The following is a 12,397-nucleotide window of genomic DNA, read 5'->3' as shown; positions in this document are numbered from 1 at the left end:
GTTGATTTTTGGCACGCTGTTGAGTTCTCAAGGAACGGTCGCTTCCTTTGTACTCACCCTCTCGGGCTTTCCTCCGGGCTTCCCTTCGGTGTTTCAAACTCTACCAGGGTTTTTCCGTCTCTCTGACCACCGCCCTGCGGACATGCCGAAGCGGATCCAGAGATAGGATCTGACGAGTTTGGGTGCTGCTGAGCGAGGGCGCTTTCGCGGCCTTCGCCCCAAGCAGGAGTACGACTGTACACGGAGCCTTGAAGGCGGTGCAAATCCACGGGGCTGGTGGTCTAGACCACTACCTGGTAGCTTCCATACGGAACCGCCACTTCATATGACATACGCTGCTGCCAGCGCCGTCCGGGACAGGTAGTGACGGCCCGTACGCAGCTCCACTCCTTGGGAGGCTTCCCATGACCACCGTGACGTCCCCGCTCGCTGGACGGGCCATCGGACTGGCCGAAGTGCCTGATCCGGTCTTCTCCGGGGCCATGGTCGGCCCGGGCACCGCGATCGACCCCGTGCGTGAGCCCTCTGAAGCCGTTGCGCCCGTGGACGGCGTCATCGTCTCCCTGCACCCGCACGCCTTCGTCGTGGTGGACGAGAGTGGGCACGGCGTGCTCACCCACCTCGGCATCGACACGGTGCAGCTCAACGGCGAGGGTTTCGAGCTCCTCGTCAACAAGGGCGACACCGTGACGCGCGGGCAGGCCATCGTGCGCTGGAACCCCTCCGCGGTCGAGGCCGCCGGCAAGTCCCCGGTCTGCCCCGTCGTCGCCCTCGAAGCCACGGCCGAGTCCCTCTCGGACCTCCGTGACAGCGGAGACGTGAAGGCCGGCGACAGCCTCTTCGCCTGGAACTGACGGCAGTGCCGTCATCGGACGGCGATCAGTACAACCACCGCGGCGGTGGGACCCGCCGCACTATCGGAGACGGGTGAGATGGAGACAACGCTGCGAGGCGTCGGCGTGAGCCATGGCGTGGCCATCGGCGAGGTTCGGCACATGGGTACGGCGGTGCTGGAGCCGCCCGCCAAGCAGATTCCCCCGGAAGATGCCGAGCGTGAGCAGGGGCGGGCCCGCCAGGCCGTGGACGCCGTGGCCGCTGATCTGATGGCGCGCGGCAATCTGGCGGGGGGCGAGGCCCAGGCCGTGCTCGAGGCGCAGGCCATGATGGCCCAGGACCCCGAGCTGATGGCGGACGTGGACCGGCGGATCGCCGTCGGCAGCACGGCCGAGCGGGCGGTGTACGACGCGTTCGCGGCGTATCGGGAGCTGCTGGCCGGTGCGGGTGAGTACCTCGCCGGTCGGGTGGCCGACCTCGATGATGTGCGGAATCGTATCGTCGCCCGGCTGCTGGGCGTTCCGATGCCCGGTGTCCCGGACAGCGACCAGCCCTATGTGCTCGTGGCGCGGGATCTGGCGCCCGCCGACACCGCGCTGCTGGATCCCTCTCTGGTGCTCGGTTTCGTGACCGAGGAGGGCGGGCCGACCAGTCACAGCGCCATCCTGGCGCGGGCGCTGGGTGTGCCGGCGGTCGTGGCGCTGCCGGGGGCCGGTGAGCTGGCCGAGGGCACGGTGATCGCTGTCGACGGCAGCACCGGTGACATCTTCGTGCACCCGAGCGAGGAGAAGAAGGCGCAGCTGCAGGCCGCGGCAGCCGAGCGCAAGTCCGCGCTGGCCGCCTCGACCGGGCCGGGTGTGACGGCGGACGGTCACAAGGTGCCGCTGCTGGCCAACGTGGGTGGGCCGGCGGACGTACCGGCCGCGGTTGAGGCCGGGGCCGAGGGTGTGGGTCTGTTCCGTACCGAGTTCCTGTTCCTGGACGACAGCAAGAACGCTCCTTCCGAGGCGAAGCAGGTGGAGGCCTACCGGCAGGTGCTGGAGGCGTTCCCCGAGGGTCGTGTGGTCGTGCGGGTGCTGGACGCCGGCGCGGACAAGCCGCTGGACTTCCTCACTCCGGCCGACGAGCCGAACCCGGCGCTGGGCGTGCGGGGTCTGCGGACGCTGCTGGACCACCCCGAGATCCTGCGATCGCAGCTGACCGCGCTGGCGAAGGCCGCCGAGGGGCTGCCGGTCTACCTCGAGGTCATGGCGCCCATGGTGGCGGACCGCGCGGACGCGAAGGCGTTCGCGGACGCCTGCCGCGCGGCGGGGCTGCAGGCGAAGTTCGGCGCGATGGTGGAGATCCCGTCGGCCGCGCTGCGGGCGCGTTCGATCCTGCAGGAGGTCGAGTTCCTGTCGCTGGGGACCAACGACCTCGCGCAGTACACGTTCGCGGCCGACCGTCAGGTGGGCGCTGTGTCCAGGCTGCAGGACCCGTGGCAGCCGGCGCTGCTGGACCTGGTGGCGCTGTCCGCCGAGGCGGCCAAGGCCGAGGGCAAGAGCTGTGGTGTGTGCGGTGAGGCCGCGTCCGACCCGTTGCTGGCCTGTGTGCTGACCGGTCTGGGTGTCACCTCCCTGTCCATGGGTGCTGCGTCGATTCCTTATGTCCGGGCGACGCTGGCGAAGTACACGCTGGCGCAGTGCGAGCGGGCCGCGGCGGCCGCGCGTGCCGCGGACAGCGCCGAGGAGGCGCGCGGCGCGGCTCAGGCGGTGCTGTCCGGCGAGTAGCCGTACCGGCGCCGCGTTGCGCGTGCCGGGTGCAGGGGCGTCCCGCCTTCGGGTGGGGCGCCCCTGGTGCGTTCGGCGTGTGCTCGGCGTGTGCTCGGCCTCGTCAGTGCCTTCGGCGCACCGCGGGTCAGTGCCGGTGGCCGGGTGTCGTGCTCTCGTCCCCGAGGTCGGGGGGCTCGCAGTAGTCGACGCCGGATTCCGGCGAGATGATGTCGCCGGATTCGATGTCGGTGCAGTAGGCGTCGAACACCTCGGAGGCGGTGAGTGGTTCGAGACCGCCGGAGCGCAGTCGCCAGCCGTAGACGCGGTCGGTGGTGTCCGGGGCGCTGGTGCGCAGGACGAGTCCGCCGGGGCTTCGGGTCGCGAGGCCGAGGGCGAGGACGCTGGTGAATTCCAGGGCCTCGGCCTCGTCGAGGCGAAGGGCGCCGTCGCCGTCCTGGTCGCCGTGCAGGACGGAGACCAGGGTGTCCGGTGGTCCGGAGACGCTGCACACGAGGTGCCGGTCGCCGTCGGGTGCGCTGTCGAGGATCCGGAACAGGAGGTCGGAGGCGCGGGTGAAGGCCGCCCTGCCGATGTCCTCGCCGCAGGTGGGGCAGGGGCCGAGGCGGGACAGCAGGGTGGTGGCGTACTCCCATGTCGCCTGGCGTACTGCTTCGTCCACAAGGGCGGGTACGAGCGTGGCGAGAGGCTGGCCGTCGTAGGGGATGGTGGGGCCCGTGGCCGCCAGCTCCGCCGTGAAGCGGGTCCGGCTGGTCGGGGCTTCGGGGTCGAGGCCGGTCTCCGCGCAGTAGGCGGCGTAGTCCTCGGGGTCGAACAGGGCGAGGGTGGTGTGGGTGCCCTGGGCGGCGCGGGCTTTGAGGACGGCCTCGACCTGATTCAGGTAGGTCGTGTGGTCGTCGAAGGTGAAGCTGCGGTAGCGCCGCATGGCGCTGAAGTCGTGTTCGTCGGTGAGCAGGCCGATGGTGCCGGCGATCTCACGGCGCAGGACGCGTCGCAGGGTCTGGTGGTCGGTGTGCGCCATTTTTCCCCCATAGTGCGCGGTCGATCAATGCTCACTCACCGTAACCGGCGGCACTGACAACGGGCTTCGCTGGAGGCGGTCCCGGACCAGTCGGTGCTGGAGTGCGCAGGTCGCGGCGATGGTGGCGCCGAAGACGGTCCAGCCGAGGGGGCCGGTGGCGATGGCGGCAGTGACGGCGAGTGGGCCGAGGCTGCGCTGGCCGGACTGGGCAAGGCCGTGTACGCCCAGGTAGGCGCCCTGTGCGGTGTCCGGCGCGAGGGCGAGGGAGAGCTCCCAGGACACGACGGCGTGCAGCATCTCGGCCAGGGTGAACAGGGCGGCGGACGCGGTGAGCAGGCAGATCGCCTGGGAGGTGCCGCCGGTGGCGGACAGGGCGAGGGTGATGCCGCCGGCGGCGGAGGCGGCGGACAGCGGGAGGAGCAGTTTGCGGGCTGCCGCGGTGGTGGTGCCGTAGCGGGCGAGCGGCACCTGGAGGGCGACCACCATCAGGTTGTTGAGGACGAGCAGCAGGGGTGCGAGGCCGTGGGGCACGCCTTCGGTGTGCGCGATCCACAGGGGCAGGCCGATCTGGAAGACGGAGTCGTCGAGGAAGAGGACGGCATCGGTCGCCACGTATGCGAGGTAGGTGCGGTCGTGCCAGGGGCTGGCCGGCCTGGCGGCGCAGGGTGTGGTGCCGGAGGCGGCGACACGGCTGACGGACGGGGGTTCCCCGCAGGTGAGGGTGAGGAGCGCGATCGCCACGAAGGAGAGCGCGTCGCCGGTGAGGAGCCAGCCGTAGGCGGTGGTGGTACCGAGGGTGAGGGCGGTCGCGGCGGCGAGGCCGCCCAGGGCCCAGCCCGCGTTGGAGGCGGTGCGGTTGACGGCCTGGTAGCGGACGCGGTCGGGGCCGGCGATGCGGGCGGCGTAGAGCTTGGTGAGGACGCTGGAGGCGCGGTCGGCGAGGCTGCCGACTGCCGAGATCGCGAGCAGCGGGAGGTAGTGGTCGGTGGTGAGCAGGCCGAAGGAGGCGAGCGCGCGCAGGAGTTGGAGTGGGATCAGGATCCGGGTGAGGGGGAAGCGGTCGGCGATGCGTCCGCCGAGGGGTGCGCCCGCGATGCCGACGGCGCCGGAGACGGCGACGAGGGTGCCGACCTGGGCGACGGAGAGTCCCGAGACGTAGGTGAAGTACAGGACGGAGACGGATGCCCACAGGCCGCTGCCGATGCGGTCGATGAAGGTGATGAGGAGCATCCGGCGTCCGTCGCGGCCTCCTGGTATGCGCGACGGACGGATGGCGGCCTCGGGCTTGGCGTCCACTGGTTCCCCCTCTGGTGGAGCTTGTCACTTGCCGAAAGTTATGTACTGATACATAATTGCGAACGTGGCAACACAATATGAGATCAGCGGTACGACGGCCAAGGGAATTGCCGGATCCGTCGAACGGGGCGTGGCGGACGGAGCGTTGGCACCGGGGGTCGCGCTGCCGCCCGTGCGGCGGCTCGCGGACGAGCTGGGGGTGAGTCCGGGCACGGTTGCCACGGCCTACAAGGAGTTGCGGCGGCGGGGCATCGTCGTCACGCGCGGGCGTGGCGGCACGGTGGTCGCGCCGGCTCCCGCGGTCGGGTCTCGGCGGCCGCCCAAGGTGCCCGAAGGACTGCGGGACCTGGCCGGCGGGCACCCCGATCCAGCACTGCTGCCCGCTCTGGTGCCGCCCTCACGCCTCTCCCCGGGCGCCCGCTCCCATCGGTCCACGCCCCGGCTGGCGCGGCTCGAGGACGTGGTGCGCGAGTGGCTGGGCGCGGACGGTGTCCCCGTGGAACACGTGACGTTCGCGCACGGGGCGCTGGACCTGATCGACCGGGTGCTGTCTGTCGAGTTGCGTCCCGGGGACGGCGTGGCGATGGAGGACCCGGGGTACCACCATCTGCTGGATCTGGTCGCTGCACTGGGGCTGCGCATCGTCCCAGTCGCGGTGGACGACGAAGGAATGCGCCCGGAGGCTCTGCGCGGGGCGCTCGCGGCCGGGGTACGGGCCGTGGTGTTCAGTCCGCGTGCGCAGAATCCGTACGGCGGATGTCTCTCCGCCGGCCGTCGGGACGCGCTGGCCGAGGTGCTGCGTCACGCGCCCGATGTCCTGGTGGTGGAGAACGACCACGCCTCCGAGGTGGCCGGCGGCCCGCTGCACTCGGTCACGGGTGCGGGGCCGGCACGCTGGGTGCATGTGCGGACCGTGAGCAAGTTCCTGGGGACGGATCTTCGCTGGGCGGCCGCGGCCTGCGACCCGGTCACTCTCGCCCGGCACGACGGCCGGCTGCTGCTCACCTCGGGCTGGGTCAGTCACCTGCTGCAGGAGACCGTGCACGGCCTGATGACGGACGAGGGCACGCGCGCGTTGGTGGCACGCGCGCGTGAGACGTACGCGCTGCGGCGCACCGCGCTGGCAGGCGAGCTGGCCGCACGCGCTATCGCCTCGCACGCCGCGAGCGGCATGAACGTGTGGGTGCCCGTGCGCGACGAGTCGGCGGTGGTGAACGGCCTGCGGTCGTACGGCTGGTGGGTCGCGGCCGGGGCGCGGTTCCGCCTGGCTTCGGGGCCGGGGGTGCGGATCACGGCCGCCGGTCTTGAGCCCGCCGACGCCGCGCGGCTCGCCTCGGACTTCGCCTCCGTGCTGGGTGAGTCCGAGGCCACCTATGGCGGGTGACCCGCCTGCGGGTCAGGCGCGCTTGCGGGCGAGTTCCTCGTAGAAGCCCAGCAGGGCGAGGTTGTCGATGGAGCCGGGGTTGACCGCCTTCTCCAGGGGCGTGCCCTGCAGCAAGCGCTTGACGGGGACCTCGATGCGCTTGCCGGTGAGGGTGTGCGGGACCCCGGGCACTTCGATGATCTCGTCCGGTACGTGGCGCGGCGAGAGCTGTTCGCGGATGGTCTGCTTGATGCGGTTCAGGAGTGCCTCGTCGAGGACGGCGCCCGGCGCGAGGTGCACGAACAGCGGCATCCAGTAGCCGCCGTCGGGCTGCTCGATGCCGATGACGAGGGACTCCTTGATCTCGGGCAGGCGCTCGACGACCTCGTAGATGTCGGCGGAGCCCATGCGCACGCCCTGCCGGTTGAGGGTGGAGTCGGAGCGGCCGTGGATGATCACGGTGCCGCGTGAGGTGACGGTGATCCAGTCGCCGTGCCGCCAGACGCCGGGGTAGGTGTCGAAGTAGCTGTCGTGGTAGCGGCTGCCGTCCGGATCGTTCCAGAAGCGGATCGGCATGGAGGGCATGGGGTTGGTGACGACCAGCTCGCCGACCTCGTCGGCGACGGGCTTGCCGCTCGGGTCCCAGGCCTGCAGGTCGGTGCCGAGACCGGGTGCCTGGAGTTCGCCGGTGTACACCGGGAGGGTCGGTACGCCGCCGGCGAAGCAGGAGCAGACGTCGGTGCCGCCGCTGACGGAGGCGATCCACAGGTCGTCGCGCACCTCGTCGTGCAGCCAGCGGAAGCCGTCGGGCGGCAGCGGGGAGCCGGTGGTGGCGACGCACTTCACGGCGGACAGGTCGTAGTCGCGCGCGGGGTGGACGCCGGCCTTGCGGCAGGCCATGACGTAGGCGGCGGAGGTGCCGTAGAGGGTGGCCCCGGTGCGTTCGGCGATCCGCCACTGGGCGCCCGTGTCCGGATAGCCGGGGCTGCCGTCGTAGAGGACGATCGTCGTGCCCGTGAGCAGGCCGGAGACGAGGAAGTTCCACATCATCCAGCCGGTCGAGGTGTACCAGAAGAAGCGATCCTCGGGGCCGAGGTCGCAGTGCAGGCCGAGCTGCTTGAGGTGCTCGACCAGGATGCCGCCCTGGGACTGGACGATGGCCTTGGGCAGGCCGGTCGTGCCGGAGGAGTAGAGCACCCACAGCGGGTGGTCGAACGGGACCTGCTCGAAGACGGGCTCGGTGTCCCCCGCCGTCAGCGCCGACCACTCCAGCGCCCCCTCGGGTGCCTGGGTGCCCAGCAGCGGGATGTGGACGACGGCACGCACCGTGGGCAGCTCGCGGCGCAGCTCGGCGACGGTCTCGCGGCGGTCGTGCTCCTTGCCGCCGTAGCGGTAGCCGTCGACGGTGAACAGGACGACGGGTTCGACCTGCTGGAAGCGGTCGAGGACGCTGCGGGCGCCGAAGTCGGGCGCGCAGGAGGTCCAGACGGCGCCGACGGCGGCCGTGGCGAGCAGGGCGACGACGGCCTGCGGGATGTTGGGCAGATAGCCGCTGATGCGGTCGCCGGGGCGGACTCCGAGGGTCCGGAGTCCGGCGGCGAGGGAGCCGACCTGGCGGCGCAGTTCGGACCAGGTCACCGGGCGCGGTTCGTGGGTCTCGTCGACGTACAGGAGGGCGGGGTCGTCCGCGCGGTCGGCCGCGGCCCGCAGGGCGTGCTCGGCGTAGTTGAGGGTGGCGCCGGGGAACCACTGGGCGCCGGGCATGGCACGGTCGCCGAGCACGCGCGCGTAGGGCGTCGAGAACCGTACGTCGAACCACTCGGTGACGGCTTTCCAGAAGGTGTCCAGCTGGTCGACGGACCACTGGTGCAGCGCCGGGTAGCCGCCTTCGGCCGGGGCGCCGTGGTGCTCGGCGGCCCATGCCTGGAACTGGGTGATGCGTGCCTGGGCGATCCGCTCGGGGTCGGGCTGCCAGAGCGGCTGGGGGTTCGCGGTCGTCATGGGGCGGCTCCCGGGCTGTGCGCGTCGTGTGCGTCGGTCCGCGCACGGGCTGGGGTGTGCGCGTGACGCGGCTGACAGGGACGATGCCATGTGATCGACTTCTGCACCAGGGTGCGCCCCACATAGTCCGTGTCGTGAAGATGTGGTCCCGGCACGGGTGAACGGCAGTTGAACGACACGCGCGCGTGGGGCGCTCAGTGGCAGGGTGAGCAGCATGGACGGTCGTGACCTGGTGCGTTCGGTGAGTGTGGTCGGTTCGGGGAGGGCGGCTCGGGGGTTGCGTACCGTGCGGGCCGCGTGGCGCAGGAGGCGGATCGACGCGGTCGGCCTGCCGCCGCGGGGGGCCGAGCGGGCGCGGGTCCCGGGACAGGTGACGAGCGTGGCGCCGGGGCCGGGGGGCGGTGTCATCCGGTTCGGCCGGTCCGAGCTGCGGATCACCGTGGCGGTGAACGGGGCGGTGTTCTGGGGGTGGGACGGGGCCGCTCCGCAGCCGTCGTACGCGCTCGCGGGGGGCTGTCCGGAGCCGGATCCGCGCGCGGTGCTGGAGCCGGACAAGGACGGTGGCTGGCGGGTGGTCGCCGAGCGGGTGACGGTCACGGTCTCGCGGCACGGGGCGGTGGAGGTGTGCACGCCGGGCGGGGTGACCCTGCGCCGGGATCTGCCGCCGCGCTGGTGGGAGCCTGTGGGCGGAGGCACGGCGCGCTGGATGCAGCGGTCGGAGGTGGCGGCGGACGCGCGCTTCTTCGGTCTGGGCGGCCGGGCGTCCGGGCCCCGGCTGCGGGACGGCACGTACCGGCTGTGGAACACCGATCCCGGCCGGGCGTTCGGCCCCGGCGACGATCCGCTCTACGTGACCATGCCGGTGCAGCTCGTGGTGGCCGACGCCGGCACGCATCTGGTGTTCCACGACTCCACGTGGGACGGCACGGTCGTGCTGCGCGAGGGCGAGGAGGGCGCCGGGTCCGGGCACGACCGGGCCGGGCGCTGCGAGCTGCGGATGGACGGCGGGCCGCTGCGCTGCTGGGTGATGGTGGGCACCCCCGCGCGCGTGCTGCACACGTGGGCCTCGCTGACCGGTGCGCCCGCGTTGCCGCCCGCGTGGGCGCTCGGCCACCAGCACGCGCGGTGGGGCTTCGGCAGCGAGCAGGAGGTCCGCCGGATCGTCGCCGGCTACCAGGAGCGCGAGCTGCCGCTGGACGCCGTGCACCTGGACATCGACCACTACGACGACCACCAGGTGTTCACCGTCGATCAGGAGCGGTTCCCGAAGCTGCGCCAATTGGCCGAGGAGTTGCGCCGGGACGGGATCCGGCTGGTGTCGATCGTCGACCCGGCCGTGAAGGCGGTGCCGGGCAACGCGGTGTACGCCGGCGGTTCGGCCGTGGACGCGTTCGTGCGGGACGCCTCCGGGCGGACGGTGGGCGGTGTGGTGTGGGCCGGGGAGTCGGTCTTCCCGGACTTCACGCACGCGCGCGTGCGCAAGTGGTGGGGCTCTCTCTACGAGGAACGACTCGGGCAGGGCTTCGCGGGCTTCTGGCACGACATGAACGAGCCGACGTCGTTCAACGCCTTCGGAGAGCTCACCTTGCCGCGGTCGGCCCGGCACGCCCTGGAGGGGCGCGGGGGCGACCACCGGGAAGCGCACAACGTGTACGCGCTCTGCATGGCCCGGGCGGGCTACGAGGGGCTGCGCGAGCTGTCGCCCGGGGAGCGGCCCTTCCTGTTCTCCCGGTCGGGCTGGGCGGGGATGCAGCGGTACGGGGGGACCTGGTCCGGGGACGTGGCGACGGGCTGGCCGGGGCTGCGGGCGTCGCTTTCGCTGGTGCTGGGGCTCGGTCTGTGCGGGGTGCCGTACTCGGGCCCGGACGTGGGCGGTTTCGACGGCAGTCCGTCGCCCGAGCTGTATCTCCGGTGGTTCCAGCTCGGCGCGTATCTGCCGTTGTTCCGGACCCACGCGAGTCTGCGGGCGGGGCGCCGGGAGCCCTGGGAGTTCGGTGCCGAGGTGCTGGAGCACGCGCGCGTGGCGCTGCTCGAACGGCGGCGGCTGCTGCCGTACTTCATGACGCTGGCCCATCTGGCGCGGCGCACCGGCGCGCCCTATGTGCGGCCGCTGTGGTGGGGGGCGCCGGAGGACCGGGCGCTGCGCGACTGCGAGGACACGTTTCTGCTCGGGGACGCTCTGCTGGTGGCTCCGGTGCTGGACCCGGGTGCCGACCGTCGGGCGGTGCAGCTGCCGCGGGGCCGCTGGTACGACACCGTGACGGAGCAGGCGTACGAGGGGCCGGGGCAGGTTCTTGTCGACGCGCCGCTGTCACGGATACCTGTGTTCGCCCGGGCCGGCGCGGTCATTCCCGTGCGCGGCGCCGACGGCGGCCTGGAGCTGGAGGTGTGGGCACCCGCGCGTGGCCGGACGGGCGGCGGTCTGGTCGTGCCGGACGCGGGCGCCGCGTGGGACGAGCCGGAGATCGAGCGCTACGTCGCCCGCCGGCAGGGCCCTCGGGTGGTGGTGACCCGGGAGCGGGAGGACGGTTCCGCCGAGCCCCCCTTCCCGGTGCGGGTGCGGGGGCTCGGCTGAGCCGCGCCACTCAGACGTACCGGCCCTCGAACCAGGCCCGTACGGCGACGGTGTGCAGCGGGAAGGCGAGCTCCTCGGGCCGGCGCAGCAGCCGCCAGCCCTCGGTCTCGTCCGTGGGGTCGGCGGGCGGGAGCCCTTCCGCCGGGCGCTCCGGGAGGAGTCCGAACAGCAGCAGGTGACCGTCGGGCGAGCTCATGGCGTCCACGAGCCGTACGTCCCGCGCGGCCGCGTCGATGCCGGTCTCCTCCTTGAGCTCGCGTACGACGGCCTGCTTCCAGTCCTCCCGGTCGTCGATGTAGCCGCCGGGCAGTGCCGTGCCCCCGCGCGCGGGGGCGACGGTCCGGGTGATGACGACCAGGGCCGTGCCCTTGGTGTCGTACACGGGCTGGAGCGCGATCGCGACCGGCAGCGGATTGCGATAGGCGACGGCCCTGCAGGACGGGCAGGTGCGCGGCCAGCCGGAAACGCCCTCTCCATAGGGCGCTCCGCAACTCGAACAGTGGGAATCCGGTGCGGAGTTGTCAGTTGAGTGCTGAGTTTCGGACACGCGCGGACTGTATCCGATCAGAGGAGGGACATCTTCCGGAGGTTGCTCAGTGGTCGCCGATGAGCGACTTCGAGGACACGGGGAAGTCGAAATAGGTGTCCGGGTAGGGCTCGGGCTTGTACGTGTAGTGCCACCACTCCTCGGCGAGGTTCACGAATCCGAGGCTCTCCAGGGTGTTCTTGAGGAGCAGGCGGTTGGCTCGCTGTTCGCCCTGGATGCGCGGGTCGAGCGTGTGGGCGAGGGTGTCGAAGCAGTCGAATCCGGTGCCCATGTCGACGGAGTTGTCGGGGAAACGCTCATCCTTGGGCGCGAAGCAGGGCACCAGCGGCTGACCGGGGTGGTAGGGCCGGGTCGGCCTTGCGGGGAGCTGCACGATGGTGAGGTCCATGGTCGAGCCGCGGCTGTGGCCGGATTTCTCGGCGATGTAACCGTCGGCGAACAGACGGGTCTTGTCGACGTTCGGGTAGAACTCGCCCTTCATCGACTGGTCGTCGAGGTCCTTGGCCCAGCGGACGAAGTGGTTCACGGCCCGCTGCGGCCGGTAGCAGTCGTACACCTTGAGGGTGTAGCCCTTGCGCAGCAGGGTGAGCTGCGCCTTGTGGAGGGCTTCGGCGGCGGGGCGGGTCAGGATGCACATCGGCTGCTCGTAGCCGTCGATGCGCTCGCCGACGAAGTTGTGCGGGGTGAAGTAGCGCATCTCCTGGATGATCGTCGGATCCACGGTTCTCAGGGCCACGAAGTCCTTCGGCGCCTTGGTCCCCGTCGTCGCCCCGGCGGTGACGGGGGCGGTGGTCACGGCCAGCAGGGCGGCGAAGGCGGTGACGAGACCGCGGACTGCACCGGTGAGTCGTGTCATGTCTCCTGCATCTATCAGGTTCGCGTTCCGGCCGGGAAGCGATCGGATGCGATTCCCTCGGATGCCCTGCCCATTTCCCGGCGCCCGTGCCACACTCCTGACGCTCCGTCAGGAAACGTGATGATGGGAGGCACC

General features: G+C 71.6%; 9 protein-coding genes. 4 read left to right on the top strand and 5 right to left on the bottom strand.

The annotated features are described in order from the left end of the window. Positions 1–404 precede the first annotated feature (404 nt). The gene (locus tag ACWGJ5_RS43245) at positions 405–854 is read left to right on the top strand and encodes a PTS sugar transporter subunit IIA (RefSeq protein ID WP_055705222.1); all 450 of its coding nucleotides are present in this window, start codon (positions 405–407) and stop codon (positions 852–854) included. A gap of 78 nt (positions 855–932) precedes the next feature. Further along, positions 933–2,603: a phosphoenolpyruvate--protein phosphotransferase gene (ptsP, locus tag ACWGJ5_RS43240; protein ID WP_453315094.1), complete on the top strand. Its 1,671-nt coding sequence runs from the start codon at positions 933–935 to the stop codon at positions 2,601–2,603. Positions 2,604–2,730: 127 nt separating this feature from the next. Here ptsP and ACWGJ5_RS43235 read toward each other — a convergent pair whose 3' ends face one another. Together ACWGJ5_RS43235 and ACWGJ5_RS43230 are read right to left on the bottom strand one after the other, a co-directional pair. Beyond that, the gene (locus tag ACWGJ5_RS43235) at positions 2,731–3,624 is read right to left on the bottom strand and encodes a hypothetical protein (RefSeq protein WP_453315093.1); all 894 of its coding nucleotides are present in this window, start codon (positions 3,622–3,624) and stop codon (positions 2,731–2,733) included. A 24-nt stretch (positions 3,625–3,648) separates the two neighbouring features. Beyond that, positions 3,649–4,854, bottom strand: coding sequence for an MFS transporter (locus tag ACWGJ5_RS43230; protein ID WP_453315092.1), 1,206 nt, complete (start codon positions 4,852–4,854; stop codon positions 3,649–3,651). Between the two features lie 130 nt (positions 4,855–4,984). Here ACWGJ5_RS43230 and ACWGJ5_RS43225 point away from each other — a divergent pair, with 130 nt between their 5' ends. Then, the gene (locus ACWGJ5_RS43225) at positions 4,985–6,304 is read left to right on the top strand and encodes an aminotransferase class I/II-fold pyridoxal phosphate-dependent enzyme (RefSeq protein WP_453315091.1); all 1,320 of its coding nucleotides are present in this window, start codon (positions 4,985–4,987) and stop codon (positions 6,302–6,304) included. 12 nt (positions 6,305–6,316) lie between these two features. Here ACWGJ5_RS43225 and ACWGJ5_RS43220 read toward each other — a convergent pair whose 3' ends face one another. Then, the gene (locus ACWGJ5_RS43220; protein ID WP_453315090.1) at positions 6,317–8,284 is read right to left on the bottom strand and encodes an acetoacetate--CoA ligase; all 1,968 of its coding nucleotides are present in this window, start codon (positions 8,282–8,284) and stop codon (positions 6,317–6,319) included. A 214-nt stretch (positions 8,285–8,498) separates the two neighbouring features. Here ACWGJ5_RS43220 and ACWGJ5_RS43215 point away from each other — a divergent pair, with 214 nt between their 5' ends. After that, complete coding sequence (locus ACWGJ5_RS43215; RefSeq protein WP_453315089.1) at positions 8,499–10,859, top strand: glycoside hydrolase family 31 protein; 2,361 nt, start codon at positions 8,499–8,501, stop codon at positions 10,857–10,859. A gap of 10 nt (positions 10,860–10,869) precedes the next feature. On the opposite strand, the gene ACWGJ5_RS43210 is transcribed toward ACWGJ5_RS43215, so the two are convergent. Both ACWGJ5_RS43210 and ACWGJ5_RS43205 read right to left on the bottom strand, forming a co-directional pair. Then, positions 10,870–11,406, bottom strand: a complete 537-nt coding sequence (locus ACWGJ5_RS43210; protein WP_385318122.1) for an NUDIX domain-containing protein — start codon at positions 11,404–11,406, stop codon at positions 10,870–10,872. A 46-nt stretch (positions 11,407–11,452) separates the two neighbouring features. After that, positions 11,453–12,262, bottom strand: coding sequence for a M15 family metallopeptidase (locus ACWGJ5_RS43205; protein WP_453315088.1), 810 nt, complete (start codon positions 12,260–12,262; stop codon positions 11,453–11,455). Positions 12,263–12,397 lie beyond the last annotated feature (135 nt).

The sequence above is a fragment of the Streptomyces sp. NPDC054783 genome (assembly GCF_053611725.1).
This window is presented reverse-complemented; position numbering and strand designations above follow the sequence as displayed.

What these genes read in the sequence shown, in the direction of transcription:
- ACWGJ5_RS43245 (WP_055705222.1), top strand. Translation starts at nt 405, where the DNA reads ATGACCACCGTGACGTCCCCGCTCGCTGGACGGGCCATCGGACTGGCC.
- ptsP (WP_453315094.1), top strand. Translation starts at nt 933, where the DNA reads ATGGAGACAACGCTGCGAGGCGTCGGCGTGAGCCATGGCGTGGCCATC.
- ACWGJ5_RS43235 (WP_453315093.1), bottom strand. Translation starts at nt 3,624, where the DNA reads ATGGCGCACACCGACCACCAGACCCTGCGACGCGTCCTGCGCCGTGAG.
- ACWGJ5_RS43230 (WP_453315092.1), bottom strand. Translation starts at nt 4,854, where the DNA reads ATGCTCCTCATCACCTTCATCGACCGCATCGGCAGCGGCCTGTGGGCA.
- ACWGJ5_RS43220 (WP_453315090.1), bottom strand. Translation starts at nt 8,284, where the DNA reads ATGACGACCGCGAACCCCCAGCCGCTCTGGCAGCCCGACCCCGAGCGG.
- ACWGJ5_RS43215 (WP_453315089.1), top strand. Translation starts at nt 8,499, where the DNA reads ATGGACGGTCGTGACCTGGTGCGTTCGGTGAGTGTGGTCGGTTCGGGG.
- ACWGJ5_RS43205 (WP_453315088.1), bottom strand. Translation starts at nt 12,262, where the DNA reads ATGACACGACTCACCGGTGCAGTCCGCGGTCTCGTCACCGCCTTCGCC.